Genomic DNA, 22,526 nt, shown 5'->3' on the forward strand with positions numbered 1-22,526 from the left:
GAGAGCCGTTGCCACCTGCGGCACATCCAGCTCGCCAGGGCCGGCTGGGCGGCCCAATTCTTGATCGAAAACCAGAGGCGTGCGCGCGGGTGGCGCCGATAACGTGAGCGGCCCTCACCCCCCAGGACTCCCGGAAAGGACCCCTCCCATGACGCTGCTCGCCGACGTCCTCGACCTGGCCGAGCTGGCCACCGCGGTCGACCACGGACACGTACGCAAGCAGCGCCACCCCGCGCGGCCGTACGTGATCTACAACTACACCGAGGCCTGCCAGTACTCCGGCGCATGGACCCCGGTGACGCTGGCCTGCCGCGGCCTCGTGGTGGACGAGGCGACCGGGCGGGTGCTGGCCCGGCCGTTCCCGAAGTTCTTCAACCACAGCGAGTCGCATGCCCCGGCACTGCGCCCCGATGCCCCGGTGGCCGTGACGGACAAGGCCGACGGGTCGCTGGGCGTCATCTTCCGCGACGGCGATGCGCTGGCGGTCGCCACCCGCGGCTCGTTCGCGTCGGACCAGGCGAAGCACGCCACCGCGCTGCTGCGCCGCCGGTACCCCGGCTTCGCGCCGCCGGACGGCCTGACCGTACTGGTGGAGATCGTCTACCCGGAGAACCGCATCGTCGTGGACTACGGCGGCCTCAACGACCTGATCCTGCTCGGGGCGGTGGACATCGCGACCGGCCGCTCGCACGGTCCGGCCGCGGTGCCGGGCTGGCCCGGCCCGGTGGTGGACGCGTTCGGCTACGCCACCCTGGCGGAAGCGCTCGCGGCGCCGCCGCGGGCGGGCCGCGAGGGCCTGGTCGTGCACCTCACGGACACCGACGAGCGAGTGAAGATCAAGTACGCCGAGTACGTCCGGCTGCACCGCCTGGTCACCGGCCTGACCCCGCGTACGGTCTGGGAGGTGCTCGCGGCCGGCGGCGACCTCGAGGCGCTGACCGAGCCGCTGCCGGACGAGTTCCACGCGTGGGTACGCAACGTGGCCGCCGAGCTGATCGCCGCGGTGGACGCGCTCACGGCCGAGATCGAGACCGAGTACGACCGGATCGTCGCGGACCTGGCGCCCGGCTGGACCCGGCGCGAGTTCGCGGCGCGGGCGGTACGCAGCCCGCGCCGGGCCTCCCTGTTCCTGCGCCTCGACGACAAGGACTACCGTCCGGGCCTGTGGCAGGCGGTCCGCCCGGCCGGCGACCGGACGAATCGAGTGGATGAGGAATGACGAGGCTGCTGATCACCCGGGGGCTGCCCGCCTCCGGGAAGACCACGTTCGCGCGCAAGCTGCAGCCGCGGGTCGTCCGGGTGAACCGGGACGACCTGCGGCGGATGCTGCACGGCGCCCGGCTTTTCACCCAGACCGCGGAGGCGCAGGTCACCCACGCCCAGCGGGCGGCCGTGGAGGCGCTGCTGCGCGCCCGCGCCGACGTGGTCGTGGACGACACGAACCTGCGCGCCAAGACCGTCCGGGAGTGGGCGGAACTGGCCGCCCGCTTCGACGCCACGTTCGAGGTGCACGACTTCACGGACGTGCCGCTGGACGAGTGCATCCGCCGCGACGCCGAGCGCGACGAGCAGGACCGGGTCGGCGAGGACGCGATCCGGCGGATGCACCAGCGCTACCTGGCCGGGCGCAACCTGCCGCTGGCGATGCCGTTCGTGCCGCGCGGCGGCCCGGGCGTCGTGTACGAGCCGGACGACACCCTGCCGCCCGTGGTGCTGGTGGACATCGACGGCACGGTCGCGCTGATGGACGGGCGCAGCCCGTACGACTGGAGCCGGGTCGGCGAGGACGTGCCCCACGCGGCGGTCATCGCGGCGGTACGGGCGATGCACGCCGCGGGCAACGCGATCGTGTTCTGCTCCGGCCGCGACGCGGTGTGCCGCGCGGAGACCGAAGCGTGGCTGGAGCTGTACGTCGGGGTGCCGTACGAGGCGTTGTTCATGCGCCCGGAGGGTGACTCCCGCAAGGACTCGATCGTCAAGCGGGAGATCTTCGACTCCGAGATCCGGGACCGGTGGCGGGTGGTCGGGGTCTTCGACGATCGCCGGCAGGTGGTACGCATGTGGCGGGAGTTGGGCCTGACGGTGTTCCAGGTGGCGGAGGGAGACTTCTGAGTGAAGTACCCGCGTACGTTCCATCTGCCCGGCTCCCCCGGTGCCACCAGCGACGACCGCATCCAGGACGATCTGTCCTGGATGGACGGTGAGCTGGTGGTGACCGAGAAGATGGACGGCGGGAACCTCACCTTCACCCGCGACGCCATGTACGCCCGCTCGCTGGACTCCGGCACCCAGCCGTGGGACCGCCCCGCCAAGGCGCTGTGGGCGATGACCGCGCACCGCATCCCGGACCACTGGCGGGTGTGCGGCGAGTCGATGTGGGCGCGGCGCAGCATCGCGTACACGGATCTGCCCGGGGTGTTCATGGTCTTCGGCATCTGGGACGAGACGGACACGCTGCTCGGCTGGGACGACACTGTGGACTGGGCCCAACGCCTGGAACTGCCCATGGTGCCGGTGCTCTACCGCGGGGGCAGCCTGCGCGAGGCCCGCGCCGCGTGGGCCGCCCAGCGCCACCCGGACACCTCGGAGGGCTTCGTGGTGCGCAGCGCGGGCCGCATCCCGGCCGCCGAGTTCGGCCTGCGGGTCCTCAAATGGGTACGGGCGGACCACGTGCGCACCGAGGCGTCGTGGCGGCACCGCGACGACTTCGCGGTCAACGGCTTCGCCTGAGCCCCTTACGCCCGCTGTGCCTGCTCAGCCCGCGTGCGGGCAGCCGCGCGTGCCGTCGCGGGCCAGCGCCGCTGCCTCGTCGTCGAGATAGAACGCCGGCCGCAGGTCCATCTCGGCGTAGTAGCGGTGAAAGACCGGCGTGAGCGCGCCCGACATAGGCGGCACGATCCACGTCCAGTCCGCGGGTACCGCGCGCCCGGCCTTCTCCTCGTTGCGCAGGTGGGCCACGAACCGGGCCGACTCCGTGTGGTGGTCGCTCATCTTGACCCCGGCCCGCTCGAACGAGAACAGCACTGCCCGGTTCACCTCGACCAGTGCGCGGTCGCGCCACAGCGTCGACTCCCGGCTGACGTCCAGGCCGAGGCGGTCCGCCACCGTGGGCAGCAGGTCGTACCGGTCGGTGTCGGCGAGGTTTCGGGCGCCGATCTCGGTGCTCATGTACCACCCGTTGAACGGGGCCAGCGGGTAGTGCACGCCGCCGATCGTCAGCCGCATGTTGGAGATCGCCGGTACGGCGTGCCAGCGCAGCCCCAGCTCGGCGAACCAGCCGTGTTCCGGGTGGGCCAGCGGTACCTCCAGGACCGCGCGGTCCGGCAGCTCGTACAGGCGGACCCCCTCGGCGGGGGTCTCGACCGCCACGGGCAGCACGTCGAACGCCTCGCCCTTGCCCCGCCAGCCGAAGCCGTGCATCGCGGCGGTGAAGCCGACCTGTCGCGGGTCGCCGATGCAGCCACCGTCGGGCTGCCGGTACCCGGCGTACCGGATGAGCTGTTCGTTCCACACCCGCGCGTACGGCTGGCCCGGCTGGGCGGCGGCGAAGACGCTGATCACCGGCCGGATGGCCCCGGGTGCCTTCGCGGCGTCCGTGGCGCGCCCGGTGCCCCCGGCGAGCTGCAGGTGCGCCACGAGCAGCGAGAAGATCTCGTCGGCGGTACGGGCACGGCGACGGTCCAGCACGGCGAGGCTGCGCCAGTACAGCCGGCCGATGCATCGGCTCGCGTTGCGCCAGGCCATCTTCGCGCCGTACGTGAGCTCGTCGGTGGTGTGCACGTAGCTGCCGGTCGCCGCGATCTGGGCGCGTACGACGGCCAGGCGGGCTTCGACCGGCCCGAGCCGGGGATTCTCGACGTAACAGCGGCGCAGGAAGTCCTCGGCTTCGCCAGGATCCACGGGCGCGATCGGGTCCCACGGCTCGGTCGGTTGCTCCCGGTACCCGGGCACAGTCATCGGGCGCCTCCCACGAGTTGATTCCGGGAGGTTCGCACGAGGACGGACCGCTGAACAGGACAGCTTTCCGCCGTTAAGCCGCGAAACGGACGTGCAAATTGCATAGTGGGCCGCGGCGTCAGACACCGTGTGCGACACCGATGTGTCACGCAATCGACAAGCCTGTTACGGGAAAGGAGCGGCCACCCGACGGGTGACCGCTCCTTTGTGTCCTGCCCGGGCTACTCGCCCGGGGTCGACTTCGCGATCTGCATGAGGAACTCGATGTTCGTCCGGGTCTGCTTGAGCCGGTCGAGCAGGAGATCCAGAGCCGCCGAGGACTCCAGCGAGGCGAGGACCTTGCGGAGCTTGTGCACGATGGCCAGCTCCTCCTTGCCCAGCAGGATCTCCTCCTTGCGGGTGCCCGAGGCCGACACGTCGACCGCCGGGAACGTCCGCTTGTCCGCGATCTTGCGGTCAAGCTTGAGCTCGGCGTTGCCGGTGCCCTTGAACTCCTCGAAGATCACCGTGTCCATCATCGAGCCGGTCTCGACCAGGGCGGTCGCGAGGATCGTGAGCGAGCCGCCGTTCTCGATGTTGCGGGCCGCGCCGAGGAACCGCTTCGGCGGGTACAGCGCCGTCGAGTCGATACCACCCGACATGATCCGGCCGCTGGCCGGCGCCGCCAGGTTGTACGAGCGCCCGAGCCGGGTCACCGAGTCGAGCAGCACGACCACGTCATGGCCCAGCTCGACCAGGCGCTTGGCCCGCTCGATGGCCAGCTCGGCAACCGTGGTGTGGTCCGACGGCGGCCGGTCGAACGTCGCCGCCACGACCTCGCCCTTGACCGAGCGCTGCATGTCGGTGACCTCTTCGGGCCGCTCGTCGACCAGCACGACCATCAGGTGGCACTCGGGGTTGTTGCGGGTGATCGCGTTCGCGATCGCCTGCAGCACCATCGTCTTACCCGCCTTCGGCGGCGAGACGATCAGCGCCCGCTGGCCCTTGCCGATCGGCATGACCAGGTCGATGACCCGGGTGGTGAGGATGTGCGGCTCGCTCTCCAGACGCAGGCGCTCCTGCGGGTACAGCGGCGTGAGCTTGTAGAACTCCGGCCGCCGCCGAGCCTCCTCCGGCTCCATGCCGTTGATCGTGTCGAGCCGCACGAGCGGGTTGTACTTGTCCCGCCGCTGCGCGTCGCCCTCGCGGGCGGTGGCGCGCACCGCACCGGTCACCGCGTCACCGCGGCGCAGCCCGTGCTTCTTGACCTGCGACATCGAGACGTACACGTCGTTGGGCCCGGACAGGTAGCCGGTGGTGCGGACGAACGCGTAGTTGTCCAGGACGTCGAGGATGCCGGCCACGGGAACGAGCACGTCGTCCTCGGTGACGTGCGGCTCGCGGCCGCCGTCGCGCTGGCCCTCGCCGGAGTCCCGGTCGCCGCGACCCCGCCGCCGGTCGCGGAAACGGCTGCGGCGGCTGCGACGCCCGCCCTCGCCGCCTTCGTTGTCGTCGTCGGAGTCGTGGGTGTCGTTGCGCGGGCCGCGATCGCCCCGCTGCTCACGCTCGTTGCCCTCGCCCCGCTGGTTGCCTTCGCCCCGCTGGTTGCGCTGGCGGTCGCGGTTACGCGGCTCCCGCTCGGGACGCTCGCCCCGGTCGGTCCGCTCGCCCTCGCCGCGACCGTCGGTCTGCGCGGGCTCGCGGGCGGCCTGGTCGCCGCCGGACTCCCGGCGCCGACGGCCACCCTCTCCCTCGGCGGCGGGCTCGGCGGTCGCGGGCTGTGCCGCGGCGGCCGGGCGCGTCTGCGCCGGCTCGGTGGCCGCGGCCTGAGCCGCCGCCGGCTGGGCCGGCCCGGACTGGGCCGCCGGAGACTGAGCCGCCGGAGACTGAGCCGCCGCGGACTCGGCCGGGCGCTCCTCGGCGCGCTCCGCCGGGGCCTCGGCCGCCGCAGCCTTCGTCGCGTTCGTGGCCCGCTGGCGCGGCGTAGCGCCGCCCTGAGCACCCGCGGCCGCGGCGCCACCCGAGGCGGCCCCGCCGCTCTGGCGCTCCGTGATAGCGGCGATCAGCTCGCCCTTACGCATCCGGGCGGTGCCGGAGATGCCGAGGGAGGCGGCGAGGCTCTGCAGCTCGGGCAGCAGCATCGCGGACAACCCCGTGCCGCCGCGGCGGCGACGGGCGGTGACCGTGGTGCTGGTGGCGTCGTCAGCGACGTCAGAAACACCCGACGTCACGTCGGTGGTGTCGCTCAATGGATTCCTTCCGTCGAAAAAAGCCAAGACCACCCGGGTCTGCAGCCTGGTGGCCGGGTGCCCTCGGAACCCGCTTCGCAAGAGCGGCGCGGGAGTTTTACAGCACGGCAGCTCGACGGTTTCCCGACCCGTCGGACGGTGACGGGTAGGTCTCGGCGAGTGCACCGATCTGGAGACTGTTCGGCGTGTGCCTTGATGAGAAGTGAGACCGGCAAGATCGCCGACAGTCTCGGGGGTGCGCGCCGAACCGCAGAGATCGCTTGCTTCGCGGCTGTGCTAGGTCTTGAGCGTAATCAACTCGTGCGACCTGCGGCAACAGGACCCCGCTCGGCGTGTTCCACCATACTCCCTCTGGCAAGTGCCCCGCCGCCATCCACGCTCAGCGTCTCGGCGCGCCACGCCGAACCGGGACGGAAGTCGTCCGGGACGGGCGTCAACGCCAGCACGCTCGGCCCGGCCCCGCTGACCACCGCCGCCACCCCGGCCGCCCGCAGACCCGCCACCAGCGACGCTGTACCCGGCATCGCGGGGGCACGAAACGCCTGGTGGAGCCGGTCCTCGGTGGCCGCGAACAGCAGCTCCGGCGCCGCGGTCAGCGCGTGCACCAGCAGTGCCGCGCGTGCCGCGTTGAACGCCGCGTCGGCGTGCGGGACCTGCGGCGGCAGCGCGGCCCGCGCCGTCGCGGTCAGCCCACGCTCCTGCGGGACGAAAACAGTCGGACGTACGCCCTCCGCGGTCGCCAGCCGCACCGCCTGCGCACCGCCCGCCTCCGTCCAGGCGATCGTGAACCCGCCGAGCAGGCAGGGCGCCACATTGTCCGGGTGGCCCTCCAGGCGCGCGGCCACGCGCAGCGCCGCCGCGTCGTCCATCCGGGCTGCCCCGTCCGTCACCAGGGCCCTGGCCAGCAGCACCCCGCCCACGATCGCCGCGGACGAGGAGCCCATTCCGCGCGCCTGCGGGATGCGGTTGACGCAGCGCACCGCCACCCCGGCCGGGCGCCCGCCCATCTCGTCGAAGGCCGCCAGCATCGCGCGGACCACCAGGTGCCGCTCGTCCGTGGGCAGCTCGCCCGCGCCCTCGCCGGTGACCGCCACCGTGAACGTGTCGCCGGTCACTGCGGCGGTCAGATCGTCGTGCAGGCCGAGCGCAAGACCGAGCGCGTCGAAGCCCGGCCCGAGATTGGCGCTGGTGGCCGGCGTCTGGACGCGCACCGGCTCGGACACGAAGGTCGGTAGCATCGCCCCAGCCTAGGTGGTGATCATCGAAGCTGATGACCCGCACGCGCCGGAATGTCGCCGCCTCCCGCTACGGTCGTTCGCCATGAACCTCCTCTACCTCGTCAACATCCTCGCCGGACATCTGCCGATGCTGGCCGTTGTGGTGGGCGGATTTGTCCTTCTGGGGGTGCGACGTGCCCGACTGGGCAAGCGCGTCACCTCATTGGCCCAGGCCGGCCTGGCCGCGCTGGCACTGGCGATCGCGCTGCAGAGCGCATGGTCCGCCGCGCTGCCCTTTCTGATCCAACGCGGCGTCCTCGACGTGCGGGGCAGTGGCCCGGTGTTATTCATCGTCGGGATGGCGACGAGCGTGCTGGTGGCGGGCGGAGTCGGCCTGCTGCTGGGCGCCGTGCTCGCCCGCGCCGGCCGCCAGGAGCCGGTGGCACCGCAGCAAGACCCGTACGCCCCGGTCGGCTGACCGGCCTCGGCGGGCTGGGGGGCCGGCTGCGGGAGCGGCGGCTCAGCCGGCCGCGGGGGCGGGGCTCAGCGACAGGCGGCGCGTTGCGAAGCGCCAGCCGACCGCGTAGGTGAGCGTGATCAGGCCGCAGCCCGCGAGAATCGCCCGCTCGCTCACCCGGTCGACCACCAGCGCCGCGCCGAGCTGGCTCACCGCGATCGCCAGGGTCGCCAGCATCATGTCGGTGGCGAAGACCCGGCCACGCAACCGGTCGGGCACCTCGCCTTGCAGGGCGTAGTTGGACAGCACCCAGTTCGTCCCGCCGGCGAAATGCGCGACGAAGACCAGCACCAGGACCAGCCAGAACCACGGGGCCGCGGCGACGCCCAGATAGCCGAGGCCGTACAGGCTCATCGACAGGGCCAGGCCGGGCAGCAGCCAACTGCGGTGCCCGAGTACCCGGCGCATCAGCAGCGGTCCGACCAGCGCGCCCGCGCCACGTACCGCGAACAGCAAGCCGGTGCCCAGCGGGCCGGCCCCGTACAGCCCGGCGAGCAGCGGAAACACGGTCAGGACACCGTTTCCGAGGCCCACCGCGGATTTCACCGTGACCAGGGCCCGGATCCGCGGCCGGGCGCCGATGTAGCGCAACGCCTCCGCCAGCGCCGGCCAGGCCCGCGGCGGCGGCCCGGCCGCACGCGGCGCCTGCAACGGGCGGCGGATCAGCGCGGTGAGCAGCGCCGCCAGCAGCAGGCTGGCGGCGGCCACGGCGAAACTCACGTACGGGCCGAACAGGCTGCTGAACACGCCCCCCAGCGAGGCACCGACGATGGTCATCGTGCCCCACGCCGACCCGGCGACCGCGTTGGCGGCGGCCAGGTCCTCCGGGTCGACGACGTTGGGCAGCGCCGCGGACGCGGCGGGCGAGTAGAACGCCTTGGCGACCGCGACCGCCCCCACGGCGACCAGTGCCAGCGGAGCGGTGGCCGCGGAGCGCACCGCGAACAGCAGCAGCGTCGCGACCAGTGCGGCCAGGTTCGCCGCCACGAGGATGACCCGCCGGTCGACCCGGTCCGCCACCGTGCCGGTGTACGGCAGCAGCAGCGCGTTGATTCCGGTGTCGGCGGCCAGCACCAACGCGCCCCACACGCCGCTGCCGGTGAGTTTGGGCAGCAGCACGAGCAGGGGAACCATGACGAACCAGTCGGAGCCGAACACGACGAGTTCGGCCCCGAACAGGCGGCGGAAGTCCTGATTGCGGGTAAGGACCGACACTGGAGTGGCCACGTACGGCAACCTACCGGTGCCGCCCCCGGTCAGGGCGTGCTGGGCATGCCCCGACCGGGACGCGGGCGGATCGGGTCGATCAGGCCGGCGGCGCCTCGGGACGACGCGGCATCTTCAGCACCTCGAACTGGTCGGTGTAGCCGCGCAGCGCACTGCGGTTCGGCGGCTGCACCGCCTCGGAATGCACCGGCTCGGGCGCCTCGTGCGCACCGCCGCTGGAGTCCGGCGCGTCGGCCTGACCACCGGACGTGGTCGCGGACTCGGCGGCGGCGTGCCGGGGGGCCTCCTTGGCGGCCTTGCGCAGCCGGCGCTGCTCCCGCTTGGCCCGCGTACGCTCCTTGCGGTTCTCGACCATCGTGTACAGCGTCGGCACCAGCACCAGCGTCAGCAGGGTGGAGCTGACCAGGCCGCCGATGACCACAATGGCCAGTGGCTGGGAGATGAACCCGCCCTCGCCGGTGAGACCCAGCGCCATCGGCAGCAGCGCGAAGATCGTCGCGATCGCGGTCATCAGGATCGGCCGCAGCCGGTGCCGGCCGCCCTCGACGACCGCCTCCTGCACGCCCATGCCCGCACGCCGGTAGTGGTTGATGAGATCCATCAGCACGATGGCGTTGGTGACCACGATGCCCACGAGCATCAGTACGCCGATCAGCGCGGGCACACCCAGCGGGGTACCCGTGATCAGCAGCAGGGCGATGGCACCGGTCGCCGCGAACGGGATCGACACCAGCAGCACGAGCGGCTGTACCAGGCTGCGCAGCGTCGCGACCATGATGACGAAGACGATCGCGATGGCCGCGAGCACGGCGAGGCCGAGGTCGCCGAACGCGTCCTTCTGCTGCTGGCTGACGCCGCCGATCTCCTTGGACGCACCGGCCGGCAGGGTCAGCGCGTCCAGTTTCTTGGTCAGTTCCTTGGTGGTGGCGCCGACGTCGGAGCCCGTGGCCGTGCCGGTGACCGTGGCGCTGCGGTTGCCGTCGATGCGGGTGACCTCCTCCGGACCGGAGGTCTCCGTGACGTCGGCGACGCTGTCCAGCAGGACCGGCCCCTTGGCGGTGGGCAGCGGCAGCTTGCGCAGCGCGTCGGCGTTCGCGGGCGGCGTGCCCAGGGAGATGACGACGTCCTGGGACTCGCTGTCGACCGTGATCTGCCCGGCGGGCGCCGGGCGGAACGCACCGGCCACCGTACGGGCGATCGACGCCTCGGTCAGCCCGGCGCGGGCGGCGGCCGCACGGTCGACCTTCACGTCGAGGCGCGGCACGCTGGCGGCGAGGTTGGTGCCGACGTCCGTGACACCCTTGGTGGCGGCCATCGCCTGACGTACCTGCTCGGTGGCGGTGGCGAGTACGGCCGGGTCGGCGGCCTTGACGGTGACCGACAGCTGGTCGGCGTTGAAGCCGGAACCGCTGTCGCCGCCGACGGTCACCTCGCCGAGACCGCTCATGCCGTCGAACGTGGTCCGCAGCTGCTTGGAGACCACTTCGGCGTCGGCATCCGTGTCGAGCTGCACGATGAAGTTGGCGCCGCTGGCGTCGGACGCACCCGCGAACGGGTTGAACGTGCCGTTGCCGACGGTCACCTGGTAGGTGTCCACGTCCGAACGCTGCTTCAGCACGCCCTCGACCTGCCGGGCCGCCGCGTCGGTGGCCGCGAGGCTGGTGCCTGCGGGCAACTGCTGGCTGATCTGAATGGTGTTCTGGCCGGACTGGTCGAGGAAGTTCGTCTGCAGCTTCGTGCTCAGGCCCAGCGTGCCCACGAGGATCACGACACCGATGGCCACGGTGGTCCACCGGCGCTTGGTGGCGAACCGGATCACCGGCAGGTACGTGCGCTGCAGCGGGCTGCGCCGTTCCTTCTCCTCGGCGGCCCGGCGCACCTCGGGGGACTCGTTGCCGCCGCCGGCGGGGCGCAGGAACCAGTACGCCAGCACCGGGATCACGGTCAGGGACACCAGCAGCGATGCCAGCAGCGCCACCGTGACCGTAATGGCGAACGGCGCGAACAGCTGGCCCACGAACCCGCCCACCAGCGCGATCGGGGCAAACACGGCGACCGTGGTGAGCGTCGAGGCGGTCACCGCACCGGCGACCTCCTTCACCGCGGCGGTGATGGCGTGCACCTTCTGCTCGCCGTACCCGAGATGCCGTTTGATGTTCTCCAGCACGACGATCGAGTCGTCGACAACCCGGCCGACCGCGATCGTCAGCGCCCCGAGCGTCAACAGGTTCAGCGAGTAGTCGCCCACCCACAACGCGATCAGCGCGACCAGCACGGACAGCGGGATGGAGACCGCGGTGACCAGCGTGGAGCGCACGGACATGAGGAACACCAGGATGACGATGACCGCCATGAGCAGGCCGAGCAGGCCCTCGGTGGTGAGGCTCTTGATGGAACGCTCGACGAACGGCGCCTGGTCACTGATGACGGTGAGCTTCGCGCCGGAGGCCTTCTGCAGGTCGTCGAGCTGGGCCCGGACCTCGTCGGAGATCAGTACGGGGTTGCCGTCGGGCGCCGCCGTGACCTCGATGCCGAGGCTGTCCACCCCGTCCGTCCGGGTGTACGACGTGGCCGTGGCCAGCGTGCTCTCGACCGTGGCGACATCGCCCAGCTTCACCGGGCCGCGGCTGCCGGTCAGGTAGAGGTCACGGACCTGGTCGACCGACGTGATCGGCGTGCCGACCTGCACACTCAACGAGCGGCTGCCGTCGGTGACCGCCCCCGCCGGCACCGAGACGCCGTTGGCCTGCAGGATCGTGACCAGTGAGCTCGGGTCGACCCCGGCGGCGGCCATCTTCGCCTGGTCCGGCGTGATGACGACCTGCTGCTTGCGCCCACCGGTGACATTCACCGAACGGACGCCGTCGATCGCGCTGAGCTGCGGGACGACGTTCTTCTGGAGACGGTCGGCCAGGTCGGCCTGGTTCGTGCCGCCGGAGGCGGCGAGCACGATCGCGGGGATGTCGTCCGTGCTGCCCGCGAAGATCGTCGGCTGGACACCGGCCGGCAGCGTCGGCTGGATCCGGTTGACGGACGTGGTGAGCTGGTTGACCGCGCTGTCCAGGTCGGTGCCGAACGCGAACATCACCTGGATGGTGGCCGAACCCTGCCGGGTCGTGGACTGAATGCTCTCCAGCCCGTCGGCGCCCTTGACCGCGTCCTCGATCGGCCGGGTGATCTGCTCCTCGATGATCTCCGGGCTCGCGCCCGGCAGGGTGGCGCCGATGAACGCACCCGGGAACTCCAGCGAGGGCAGCAGCTGCTGCTTGAGCGACGGGATGGCGTAGATGCCGAAGCCGGTCACCACGAGGGCGATCAAGGCGACGAGCACTCTGTTGGCAAGGCTGAGCCGGGTCAGCAACGACATGATTCCCCCGAATCGATTCGGCCAGAGCCCATAGTGTGCCCGACCCGATCAGAGGCCCTGAGGCTGCCCCGGGCCCGCGCGCCGCGACCGGGAACCCACCGGGCTCAGGCGCCTCACCGGCAACCCGGGGGAGGCGGGATCAGGCCAGGTCGAGGGCTCGGGCCGCGGCGATCACGTCGTTGCCGATGGTGGTGGGCTTGGGGGCGGTGCTGATCGCCCACTCCGGGTCCTTGAGGCCGTGACCGGTGACCGTACAGACGACCGTGGCGCCCGCGGGCACCTGCCCCGCCTCGGCCTGCTGCAGCAGGCCGGCGACACTGGCCGCGCTGGCCAGCTCCACGAACACCCCCACCTCGCGGGCCAGCAGCCGGTACGCGTTGAGGATCTCCCGGTCGGTGACCGCCGCGATCAGACCGCCGGAGTGGTCCCGGGCGTCCAGCGCCTTCGTCCAGCTGGCCGGGTTGCCGATGCGGATCGCGGTGGCGATCGTCGACGGCTCCGGCACCACCTGGCCGTTCACGATCGGGGCGGCACCGGAGGCCTGGAAGCCGTACATCTTCGGCAGCCGCTTCGCGTTGCCCGCCTCGTGGTCCTCCTGATAGCCCATCCAGTACGCGGAGATGTTGCCCGCATTGCCCACCGGAAGGCAGTGGATGTCAGGGGCGTCGCCCAACGCCTCGACGATCTCGAACGCGGCCGTCTTCTGCCCGTGCAGGCGGAAGATGTTCACCGAGTTGACCAGGGAGACCGGGTAGTCCTGGGACAGCTTGGAGGCCAGCGCGAGGCAGTCGTCGAAGTTGCCGTCGACCTGCAGCAGTTTCGCGCCGTGCACGAGCGCCTGGGCCAGCTTGCCCAGCGCGATCTTGCCCTGCGGCACGAGCACCGCGCAGGTCAGGCCCGCCCGGGCGGCGTACGCGGCGGCGGACGCGCTGGTGTTGCCCGTGGAGGCGCAGATGATCGCCTTGGAGCCGTCCTCGACCGCCTTGGACACCGCCATCGTCATGCCACGGTCCTTGAAGGACCCGGTCGGGTTGGCGCCCTCCACCTTGAGGTACACGTCGGCGCCGATCCGCCGCGACAGCACCGGGGCGGGCACGAGCGGCGTGTTCCCCTCGTGCAGCGTGACGACCGGCGTGGCATCGGTGACCGGCAACCGGCCGCGGTACGCCTCGATCAGTCCCCGCCAGCTCATCTCGTTCCCTTCACCTGCGCATGCCGACCGTCCGATGATGCCGTACCGGCGATTTCCCCGACGGCCGATGACCACCTGGCGGGACTACGCGCCACCCTCGACCCGCAGCACGCTCGCGATCGACCTAACGATGTCGAGCTGCTCCAGTTCCGCGACCGTGGCGGCCAGGTGCGAGTCAGGGGCACCGTGCGTGACGATCACCAGCGTGGCATCGGCCTCGCGGCCGGACTGGCGCACCGTGGCGATGGACACCTCGTGCTTGGCGAACACCCCGGCCACGGTGGCGAGCACACCCTGACGGTCCGCCACGTCGAGGCTGATGTGGTAGCGGGTGACCGCCTCGCCGATGGGCCGGATCGGCAGGTGGGCGTACACGCTCTCGCTCGGGGCACGGGTGCCCGCGAGCCGGTTGCGGGCCGCGGCCACCACGTCGCCCAGCACCGCGCTGGCGGTCGGCGTACCCCCGGCTCCGCGGCCGTAGAACATGAGCTGCCCCGCGGCCTCGGCCTCGACGAACACCGCGTTGAACGCGTCACCGACGCTCGCCAGGGGGTGGCTGCGCGGGATCATCGCGGGGTGCACGCGCACGCTGACCGACTCGGTGCCGTGCGAGTCGGGGCCGCGCTCGGCCAGGCACAGCAGCTTGATGGTGCAGCCCATCGCGTTGGCGCTGGCCACGTCACCGGCGGTCACCCCGGTCATGCCCTCACGGAACACGTCAGCCGCAGTGACCCGGGTGTGGAACGCCAGGGAGGCGAGGATGGCGGCCTTGGCGGCGGCGTCGAAACCCTCCACGTCGGCGGTCGGGTCGGCCTCGGCGTACCCCAGCTCGGTGGCCTCCTCCAACGCCTCGGTGAAGCCGGCGCCGGTGGCGTCCATGGAGGACAGGATGAAGTTGGTCGTGCCGTTGACGATGCCGGTGACCCGGGTGATCCGGTCGCCGTGCAGCGATTCGCGCAGCGGGCGCAGCAGCGGGATCGCGCCCGCCACGGACGCCTCGTAGTAGAGGTCGGCGCCGCCCTCGGCGGCCGCGTCGTGCAGCGTGCCACCGTCCTCGGCGAGCAGCGCCTTGTTGGCGGTCACCACGCTCTTGCCCGCGCGCAGCGCCTCGACGATCCAGCCGCGGGCGGGCTCGATGCCGCCGACGACCTCGATCACCACGTCCACGTCGTCGCGCTTGATCAGGCCGAGCGCGTCCGTGGTGAACAGGGCCGGGTCGATCGGTACGTCGCCCCGCCGGCGCCCGGGGCGGCGGACCGCGATCCCGACCAGCTCCAGCGGGGCCCCGATCCGGGCCGTCAGGTCCGCGGCCTGGTCGGTCAGCAGCCGGACCACCTCGGCGCCGACCGTGCCGCAGCCGAGCAACGCCAGACGCACCGGTTTGCCCTCGGATTTTCCGCCTCGGATCGGCTCAGAACTCATCCCACATCCAGACTCAGCAGGTCGGCTTCGGTCTCCCGCCGGACGATCACCCGCGACTCCCCGTCGCAAACCGCGACCACCGGGGGCCGGGGCACGTGGTTGTAGTTGCTGGCCATGCTCCGGCAGTACGCGCCGGTGCCGGGCACCGCAAGAAGATCTCCGGGCTGCACGTCGGCGGGCAGGAATTCATCCTTCACGAGGATGTCCCCGCTTTCACAATGCTTTCCCACGACGCGGGCCAGCAACGGCTCGGCCACCGAGGCGCGCCCGGCCACGGTCGCGGAGTACGACGCGTCGTACAGCGCGGTGCGGATGTTGTCGCTCATCCCGCCGTCCACGCTCACGTACGTGCGGATGCCGTCGACGTCCTTGACCGTGCCCACCTCGTACAGGGTGAAGACGGCCGGGCCCACGATGGCCCGGCCGGGCTCGATGGACAGTCGCGGCACGCGCAGCCCGGCCAGTTCGCACTCCGACTCGACGATCTTGTTGATCCGCTTCGCCAGGTCGGGCGGGGTCGACGGGTCGTCCTGCGTGGTGTACGCGATGCCGAAGCCGCCGCCCAGGTCCAGCTCCACCAGCTCGACCCCGCGCGCGTCACGGATCTGCGCCTGCAGTTCCAGCACCCGCCGCGCGGCCACCTCGAACCCGGACGTGTCGAAGATCTGCGAGCCGATGTGCGAGTGCAGCCCGCGCAGGTCCAGCACGCCCGCGTCCAGCACCCGCACGGCCGCCTCGAACGCAGCCCCGCCCGCCAGCGAGAACCCGAACTTCTGGTCCTCGTGCGCGGTCGCGATGAACTCGTGGGTGTGCGCCTCCACGCCGACCGTGACCCGGATCAGCACCGCGGGCGACACCCCGCGTTCCCGGGCCAGCGCGGTCAGCCGCTCGATCTCGTGGAACGAGTCGAGGACGATCCGCCCCACGCCCGCGTCCAGCGCGCGGGTCAGCTCGGCGACGGACTTGTTGTTGCCGTGGAAGCCCATCCGCTCCGGCGGGAAGCCCGCGGCCAGCGCCACGGCCAGCTCACCACCGCTGCACACGTCGAGGAACAGGCCCTCCTCCGCGACGATCCGCACGACCGCCTTGCACAGGAACGACTTGCCCGCGTAGTAGACGTCCGCCCCGGCGAACGCCGCCGCGAAGTCCCGGCAGCGGGCCCGCAGGTCCGCCTCGTCCAGCAGGTAGGCCGGGGTGCCGTACTCCGCTGCCAGGTCGCGCACGCTGCGGCCGCCGATCGTCAGGGCCCCGTCGTCCGCGCGGGTCACCGTCCGCGGCCAGAGCTGCGGCACGAGCGCGTTGACGTCCTCCGGGGTACGCAGCCACGCCGGCCCCCGGCTGCCCAGGTCACCGTGCAGTGCACCGGCCTCATGAGCCCTCACGGGTCACATCCTTTCGGGGGCGGAGACGCCGAGCAGTCCCAACCCGTTCGCGATCACCGTACGGGTGGCGTCGTTGAGCCACAGGCGGGCGCGCTGAAGGTCCGTGATCGGTTCGTCGCCCAGCGGCAGCACCCGGCACTTGTCGTAGAACCGGTGGTACGCGCCCGCGACCTCCTCCAGATAGCGGGCGACCCGGTGCGGCTCGCGCAGCTCGGCCGCGCTGGCGACCACGGCCGAGTACTCCCCCAGCGCCTTGAGCAGGTCGTTCTCCTTCTCGTGGCTGAGCAGCCCGGGCTGGAAGGCGTCCGGCTCGCCGCGGGTCAGCCCGACCTCCGCCGCGTTGCGGCCCACCGCGGCGGTACGCGCGGCCACGTACTGGACGTAGTAGACCGGGTTGTCGCGGGTGGCCCGGGTCCACAGGTCGATGTCGATGTCGATCGACGAGTCGGAGGAGTACCGGGCCAGCGCGTACCGGGCCGCGTCGACGCCGAGCGCGTCGACGAAGTCCTCCAGCGTGACCACCGTGCCGGCCCGCTTGCTCATCCGCACCGGCTCGCCGTTGCGCACCAGGTTGACCATCTGGCCGATCAAGATCTCCAGGTTGGTCGCCGGGTCGTCGCCGAAGCACGCGGCCATGGCCTTCATCCGGCCGATGTAGCCGTGGTGGTCCGCCCCCAGCATGATCACGACCCGGTCGAAGCCGCGCTTGCGCTTGTCCAGGTAGTAGGCGCAGTCCGCGGCGAAGTACGTCCAGTCGCCGTCCGACTTGCGCAGCACCCGGTCCTTGTCGTCGCCGAAGTCCGTGGTGCGCAGCCAGGTCGCCCCGTCCGACTCGAAGAGGTGCCCCTGCTCGCGCAGACGCTCCAGGGCTTCGTCCAGCTCACCCCGGTCGTGCAGGTCCTTCTCGTTGAAGTACGTGTCGAAGTGCACCCCGAACTGGCCCAGCGACGCCTTGATCTCGGCGAACATGAGCTGCACACCCTCGACCCGGAACGCCTCCAGCGCGTCGGCCTCCGGCCGCTGCAGCGCATCCGGCACCGCGGCCAGCACCGACGCCGCGATCTCGGCGATGTACGCCCCGCCGTACCCGTCCTCGGGCACCGGGTCGCCCTTGGCGCTGGCGTACAGGGACTTGGCGAACCGGTCGATCTGGGACCCGGCGTCGTTGAAGTAGTACTCCGTCCCGACGGCGGCGCCGGACGCACTCAGCAGCCGCGCCAGCGCGTCGCCGACCGCCGCCCACCGGACGCCACCGATGTGCACGGGGCCGGTGGGGTTGGCGGAGACGAACTCCAGGTTGATCCGCTGGCCGGTCAGGCGGGCGGTGTGCCCGTACTCCGCGCCCGCGAGCACGATGTCGCGGGCGAGCTGGCCCGCCGCGGCGGCGTCCAGGCGGATGTTCAGGAAGCCGGGCCCGGCGATCTCCACGCTCTTGATCCCGGCGCGGCGGCCGAGCTCCTCGGCGAGTGCCGTGGCCAGCTCGCGGGGCACGACCCCGGCCCGCTTGCCGAGCTGCATGGCCAGCGTCGAGGCGTAGTCGCCGTGCTCAGGGTTGCGGGGCCGCTCGACGGTCGTCGTTGCGGGCAGCATGGTCGCGTCGAGGCCGCGGGCGGCGAACACGGCCCGGGCGGCGTCGAGAACGATGTTGGCGAGGTCGGCGGGAGTCACCGAGTCATGCTATCCGGGTAGACTTTGGCGTTCGGCGGCGTCCCGGTGCCCTGCTCACCGGCCCGGCTCTCATTTTCGAACATATTGACGAGGCACGATGAGCATGAGCACCCCGGGTCCCGAGCGGAACCCGTCCAGTGTCAAGGTCGACAAGACGTCGGGCCAGGGCAAGCCGCCCGCCGGCGGCGCCAAGCCGGCCACCGCGAAGGCGGCAGGCGCCAAACCCGGCGGCGCCAAACCCGGCGCGAAGCCGGGCGGCAAGGCCGGCGCCAAGGCCCGCAAGCCGGTCGCGCCGGTCAAGGTCTCGGGCGGCCGCAGCTGGGGCCCGATTGCGATCATCGGCGCCGTCGTGGTGATCGCCGCCGGCATCATCGGGTACGGCGTGTACGCGGCCGTCCAGGGCGGCAAGTCGTGGGAGGACAAGGCCGCCGACATCAAGGGCATCGTGAACTACCGGGCGCAGCACAACCCGCAGATCGACTCCCAGGAACACAAGTCGGGACCGCTGACGTACGTCACGAACCCGCCCGTCGGTGGCGCGCACAACTCGGTGTGGCAGAACTGCATGGGTGACATCTACACCGAGCCGATCGCCAACGAGCACGCGGTGCACAGCCTGGAGCACGGCGCGGTCTGGGTCACGTACAAGCAGGGTCTGGCCGCCGACCAGGTCGCCGAGCTGAGCAACAAGGTCAAGGGCAAGGACTACATGCTCCTGAGCCCGGTCGCGAACCTCGACAAGAACGTGTCGCTGCAGGCGTGGGGTTACCAGCTCAAGGTCGACAGCGCGAGCGACCCGCGGATCGACGACTTCATCAAGGCCCTGCGGCTCAACGCGTCCAAGGAGCCCGGCGCGCCCTGCTCGGGCGGCAACACCACGACCGGCCCGGTCACCGCCGCCTCCAACGGCACCAGCATGAACAAGTGATGGACGCGCCCACCGACCCGGATGCAGCGGCCCCCGCGGCCGCCGCATCCGGCGACGACCTCCCCCAGCAGCCCGCCCGGCGCCGCTGGGGGGCCGGGTGGGTCGCCGCGGCGCTCACGGTCGGCCTGCTGGTGGGTGTTGCGGTGGGTCTGCTCGTCCCGGTCCTGCGTACGCCTGGCGACGACTCGGTCGAAGCCGGTTTCCTGCGCGACATGAGCACGCACCACGCCCAGGCCGTCGAGATGTCGATGATCGCCCACGCGAACTCGACCAACCCGGACATCGTCACGCTGTCCAACGACATCGCGCTCACCCAGCATCAGCAGATCGGCTACATGCAGGCGTGGCTGCGCGACTGGGGTCTGAGTCCGACCAGTTCCCAGCCGCCGATGGCCTGGATGCCGGACTCCGCCGGCTCGCTGGTCAACGGCCTCATGCCGGGCATGGCCACCCCGGACCAGATCGCCGCGCTGCGCAAGGCCACGGGCAAGGACCTGGACATCCAGTACCTGACGCTCATGCGCGCCCATCACCTGGGCGGCCTCCACATGGCCCAGACCGTCATCGACTCGTCGGACAACGACGACGTCGTCTGGCTCGCCAAGACGATGGTCAGCGGCCAGCAGTCAGAGCTGGCGCTGATCAACCAGATGCTGGCCCAACTTCAGCAGGCATGAGAGTGGGGCGGACGGTCAACAGCCGCCCGCCCCACTCGATCAGTCGTCAGGCAGCGACCTGGGGGCTGCAGATCTCGTCCACGCCGCCCGCGCCGGCGCAGACCTTGTAGTACGTGAAGTGCTCACCCGAGACGGTCTTCCAGCCGTCACCCTGCGCGCTGCCGTTGCCGTCGCCCACCACGTACTTGGTGCCGGGCGTCGAGGTCCACAGGTGGATCCGCAGGCCCTTCCCGTCCGCGTTGGCATCGTGCACGTACGCCTGAACGTGCCCGTCCAGGACGCAACCCCACCCGATCCGGTGGTCGTAGTTCGGTACGTACTGGCAGCTCCCGTGCGCCATCGCCGGCGACGCCCCGACCAGGACGGACCCGATGCCGAGCAGCGCAGCGACGCCCGCGCCGACGCGGGTCCTCAGTCCAACCTTCATGATTCTCTCCCCTCGCGGATCAGCGAAGAGGGGCACGGCACCGCTCATCGCACATACGAGACATGCCTGCGCAGACCGCCATAACCCCCGTGTCAACGTTCGACAACCTCATAGATCGCCGAACATATCGAAGACTATGGCTTTGAGGCCGGTGGGTGTCAAACCGCTTGGACGACTCAAACAGGCACGCAACCCCCTCGTCGCACCTTGGTCATCCACCCTGCTAGGCTGTCAGCACTGAGCCCCCGTAGCTCAGGGGATAGAGCGTCGCCCTCCGGAGGCGAAAGCGCAGGTTCGAATCCTGCCGGGGGCACAACCGCTCACCAAGACTTTCAGGCCACCGGCCAGCGCAAACGCGGTCGGTGGCCTTACTCGTTCGACCGGCCATGTCCGGCCGGCACAGATCCCGCTGCCACACGGACACTCGGATTCCTGTACGCCACGGGAGCAGGCGTCGACGCGGTGAGTCGCGCAGCGGGACGGGGTTGTCGCGGATCAGGGCGGCGAGACGTTTCGCGGCCCGCTCCCGTCTCCCAGGGCCGCACCTTCACACCCGAGGTCGTCGTGCACACCCGAGGTCGTCGTGCCCGAGGCCGGTGACGGTCGTCAAGATCGCGGGTTGAACAGGTGAATCGCAGGGTACGGAGAACGATTACGGTTGGCCCCCCGATCCCTCCGGCGGTTGGAGGAGATCACATGGCGCTCGCGAGAGATTCTGCCCGGTCCTACGCTGATCGGGTGGACAGCTGGGTGGAGCGGATCGGTGCGACGGTCACCGTCAACGGCGTTTCCGCCCTGCTGATCGCGACGGATCCGACAACCGGCACCCTGGACGTCGAGGTCGAAGATGATCTCGGGGTGGGTCCGTTTGATGTGGTACAGCTGATCCACTCGCCGCCGATAAGCCGATCGTGGGCGGCGGTGCGGACGGTCGGGGACGGATGGGTCCAACTGGGCCGCCCCACGCATGATGAGACCGACCGGCGCCAGTACCCGCGACGGGAGCTGGAACTTCCGGTGACGGTGTGGTGGCCCGGCACCTCGGTGGAGACCGTCGGTCGCACCCTTGACGTGTCGGTCGGCGGCTTCGCCGCTGCGCTCGACCATCCGCCACCGGAGGGTGTTGACGTGGTGGTGCGGATAGACGGCTCCTACCAGCCGCTGCTGGCTGTCGCCCGGTGTATCGCCGTGCATGACCGGCAGGCCCACTTCGCCTACACCGACATCGGCGCGCAAGAGTCGGAAATGGCCCGGCACCTGGTTCTCACTCGCCCCGCCCGCACCTGGGACGGCACCAGCACCGACGCGGTTCTGTGGTCCAGCGTCGGCGCCCAGCCGGTCACCGCCAAGCCGACCCGGATAGCCTGCGTGGTGTCCGGCGCCGAGCACTGCCCAGCCCGCAAGGAACACGTGGTCCTGAAGATCAACGACGCGCTGCTCCGGGCGCGGGTGGTCACGGTCGCCGGCGGGGTGGTCCGGCTCGCCTGGCTGGAATGACCCGACCCGGCGTGCGTAGCGCACCAAAGCGGCCCGGCCGGCACGCTTTGTGCGTGCCGGCCGGGCCGTCAGATGGTGAGGGGGCTGGGGATCAGGTCCAGCCGAACATCTGGGTGTAGTACGGGGTGCCGTTGCTCGCGTAGATCACACCGACCGCGAACGACTTCGCCTGGCAGTTGAGAATGTTCGCCCGGTGCCCCGGGCTGGCCATCCACGCCTTCATCGTCTCCGACGCGGTCCGGTACCCGTACGCCACGTTCTCACTCTGCGGGTACCGGTACCCCGCCGCGTGCGCCCGGTCCACGAACGACGAACCATGCGACCCGATGTGACTCATCCGGTTGGTCTGCGCCTGGTATGCACTGTGCCCCCGCGCCGCCAGCAACAACCGGCTGTCCACCCGGATGGCCTTGCAACCCGCCCGGACCCGGGTGTTGTTCGTGTAGGTCACCAACTGCGTCTGCAACGTCGAGGTCGACACCGCCGCCGCCGACGCGGGAGCCGCGGACACCGACAGAGCAGCAACCGAGGCCCCGGCACCGGCCAGCAGCACACCGACCGTCGTGACCATCTTGCGCAGCGTCTTGCGACCCATTCCGAATCTCCCCCGCTCCGGCCCGGCCCCTGTCAGCCGGTCACATGAAGAAGATTCGGGGTCGTCCGGAGCGGGCCCGGGTCCGCGACGGTTGCCTACCGGTTGCGACTCATACTTTCGGTGATCGCCACGGGCGATATGGCCAGCCGGACCTGTCCGACCGGCCGGCACCCGAGTTCGCCGCGAGAATCAAGGCCCCGGGAACGCGCCGCCCTGCGCCCCCGC

The 22,526-nt window shown here is 71.2% G+C and carries 18 protein-coding genes and 1 tRNA gene; 8 read left to right on the top strand and 11 right to left on the bottom strand.

What is annotated here, in order from left to right; translation table 11 throughout:
* The first annotated feature begins 148 nt into the window (after positions 1–148).
* The 3 genes from ACMCNK_RS15955 to ACMCNK_RS15965 are packed head-to-tail and all read left to right on the top strand — an operon-like array spanning position 149 to position 2,730.
* Positions 149–1,219, top strand: a complete 1,071-nt coding sequence (locus tag ACMCNK_RS15955) for an RNA ligase (protein WP_412737194.1) — start codon at positions 149–151, stop codon at positions 1,217–1,219.
* On the top strand, positions 1,216–2,112 hold the full coding sequence (locus ACMCNK_RS15960; RefSeq protein ID WP_412737195.1) for an AAA family ATPase: 897 nt from the start codon (positions 1,216–1,218) through the stop codon (positions 2,110–2,112). Before ACMCNK_RS15955 ends, ACMCNK_RS15960 begins: the two co-directional genes overlap by 4 nt.
* Complete coding sequence (locus ACMCNK_RS15965) at positions 2,113–2,730, top strand: RNA ligase family protein (protein WP_412737196.1); 618 nt, start codon at positions 2,113–2,115, stop codon at positions 2,728–2,730.
* Between the two features lie 24 nt (positions 2,731–2,754).
* On the opposite strand, the gene ACMCNK_RS15970 is transcribed toward ACMCNK_RS15965, so the two are convergent.
* The 3 genes from ACMCNK_RS15970 to thrB form a co-directional block, all read right to left on the bottom strand.
* Positions 2,755–3,957 (bottom strand): nitric oxide synthase oxygenase, encoded by a 1,203-nt coding sequence (locus tag ACMCNK_RS15970; protein WP_412737197.1) that lies wholly within the window; start codon positions 3,955–3,957, stop codon positions 2,755–2,757.
* A 221-nt stretch (positions 3,958–4,178) separates the two neighbouring features.
* Complete coding sequence (gene rho, locus ACMCNK_RS15975; protein ID WP_412737198.1) at positions 4,179–6,185, bottom strand: transcription termination factor Rho; 2,007 nt, start codon at positions 6,183–6,185, stop codon at positions 4,179–4,181.
* Positions 6,186–6,478: 293 nt separating this feature from the next.
* Positions 6,479–7,423 (bottom strand): homoserine kinase, encoded by a 945-nt coding sequence (thrB, locus tag ACMCNK_RS15980; protein WP_412737199.1) that lies wholly within the window; start codon positions 7,421–7,423, stop codon positions 6,479–6,481.
* 13 nt (positions 7,424–7,436) lie between these two features.
* Between thrB and ACMCNK_RS15985 the strand changes: the two genes are divergently transcribed.
* Positions 7,437–7,880 carry a hypothetical protein gene (locus ACMCNK_RS15985; RefSeq protein ID WP_412737200.1) on the top strand — a complete coding sequence of 148 codons (444 nt, stop codon included), beginning with the start codon at positions 7,437–7,439 and terminating at the stop codon, positions 7,878–7,880.
* 42 nt (positions 7,881–7,922) lie between these two features.
* Here ACMCNK_RS15985 and ACMCNK_RS15990 read toward each other — a convergent pair whose 3' ends face one another.
* The 6 genes from ACMCNK_RS15990 to argS form a co-directional block, all read right to left on the bottom strand.
* On the bottom strand, positions 7,923–9,146 hold the full coding sequence (locus tag ACMCNK_RS15990; protein ID WP_412737201.1) for an MFS transporter: 1,224 nt from the start codon (positions 9,144–9,146) through the stop codon (positions 7,923–7,925).
* A 79-nt stretch (positions 9,147–9,225) separates the two neighbouring features.
* Entirely contained in the window at positions 9,226–12,513 is a 3,288-nt protein-coding gene (locus tag ACMCNK_RS15995; protein ID WP_412737202.1) for an efflux RND transporter permease subunit, read from the bottom strand.
* 139 nt (positions 12,514–12,652) lie between these two features.
* Positions 12,653–13,705, bottom strand: a complete 1,053-nt coding sequence (gene thrC / locus ACMCNK_RS16000; RefSeq protein WP_412737203.1) for a threonine synthase — start codon at positions 13,703–13,705, stop codon at positions 12,653–12,655.
* Between the two features lie 84 nt (positions 13,706–13,789).
* A complete protein-coding gene (locus ACMCNK_RS16005) occupies positions 13,790–15,082 on the bottom strand; it encodes a homoserine dehydrogenase (protein WP_412737204.1) in 1,293 nt (430 codons plus the stop codon).
* Between the two features lie 41 nt (positions 15,083–15,123).
* A complete protein-coding gene (lysA, locus tag ACMCNK_RS16010; protein ID WP_412737205.1) occupies positions 15,124–16,509 on the bottom strand; it encodes a diaminopimelate decarboxylase in 1,386 nt (461 codons plus the stop codon).
* A 3-nt stretch (positions 16,510–16,512) separates the two neighbouring features.
* A complete protein-coding gene (gene argS / locus ACMCNK_RS16015; RefSeq protein ID WP_412737206.1) occupies positions 16,513–18,177 on the bottom strand; it encodes an arginine--tRNA ligase in 1,665 nt (554 codons plus the stop codon).
* 97 nt (positions 18,178–18,274) lie between these two features.
* On the opposite strand from argS, the gene ACMCNK_RS16020 reads away from it, so the two are divergent.
* Both ACMCNK_RS16020 and ACMCNK_RS16025 read left to right on the top strand, forming a co-directional pair.
* Complete coding sequence (locus ACMCNK_RS16020; RefSeq protein WP_412737207.1) at positions 18,275–19,105, top strand: DUF3105 domain-containing protein; 831 nt, start codon at positions 18,275–18,277, stop codon at positions 19,103–19,105.
* Entirely contained in the window at positions 19,105–19,782 is a 678-nt protein-coding gene (locus tag ACMCNK_RS16025; RefSeq protein WP_412740877.1) for a DUF305 domain-containing protein, read from the top strand. Before ACMCNK_RS16020 ends, ACMCNK_RS16025 begins: the two co-directional genes overlap by 1 nt.
* Before the next feature lie 46 nt (positions 19,783–19,828).
* Here the strand turns inward: ACMCNK_RS16025 and ACMCNK_RS16030 are convergent, their stop codons facing one another.
* Positions 19,829–20,209: a hypothetical protein gene (locus ACMCNK_RS16030; RefSeq protein ID WP_412737208.1), complete on the bottom strand. Its 381-nt coding sequence runs from the start codon at positions 20,207–20,209 to the stop codon at positions 19,829–19,831.
* A gap of 241 nt (positions 20,210–20,450) precedes the next feature.
* On the opposite strand from ACMCNK_RS16030, the gene ACMCNK_RS16035 reads away from it, so the two are divergent.
* Positions 20,451–20,522 (top strand) — tRNA-Arg (locus ACMCNK_RS16035).
* A 425-nt stretch (positions 20,523–20,947) separates the two neighbouring features.
* Positions 20,948–21,706, top strand: a complete 759-nt coding sequence (locus ACMCNK_RS16040; protein WP_412737209.1) for a PilZ domain-containing protein — start codon at positions 20,948–20,950, stop codon at positions 21,704–21,706.
* Positions 21,707–21,797: 91 nt separating this feature from the next.
* Here the strand turns inward: ACMCNK_RS16040 and ACMCNK_RS16045 are convergent, their stop codons facing one another.
* Positions 21,798–22,301 carry a CAP domain-containing protein gene (locus ACMCNK_RS16045; protein WP_412736698.1) on the bottom strand — a complete coding sequence of 168 codons (504 nt, stop codon included), beginning with the start codon at positions 22,299–22,301 and terminating at the stop codon, positions 21,798–21,800.
* Positions 22,302–22,526: the final 225 nt, after the last annotated feature.

Source organism: Krasilnikovia sp. MM14-A1259 (genome assembly GCF_047159535.1).
Taxonomy (GTDB): domain Bacteria; phylum Actinomycetota; class Actinomycetes; order Mycobacteriales; family Micromonosporaceae; genus Actinoplanes.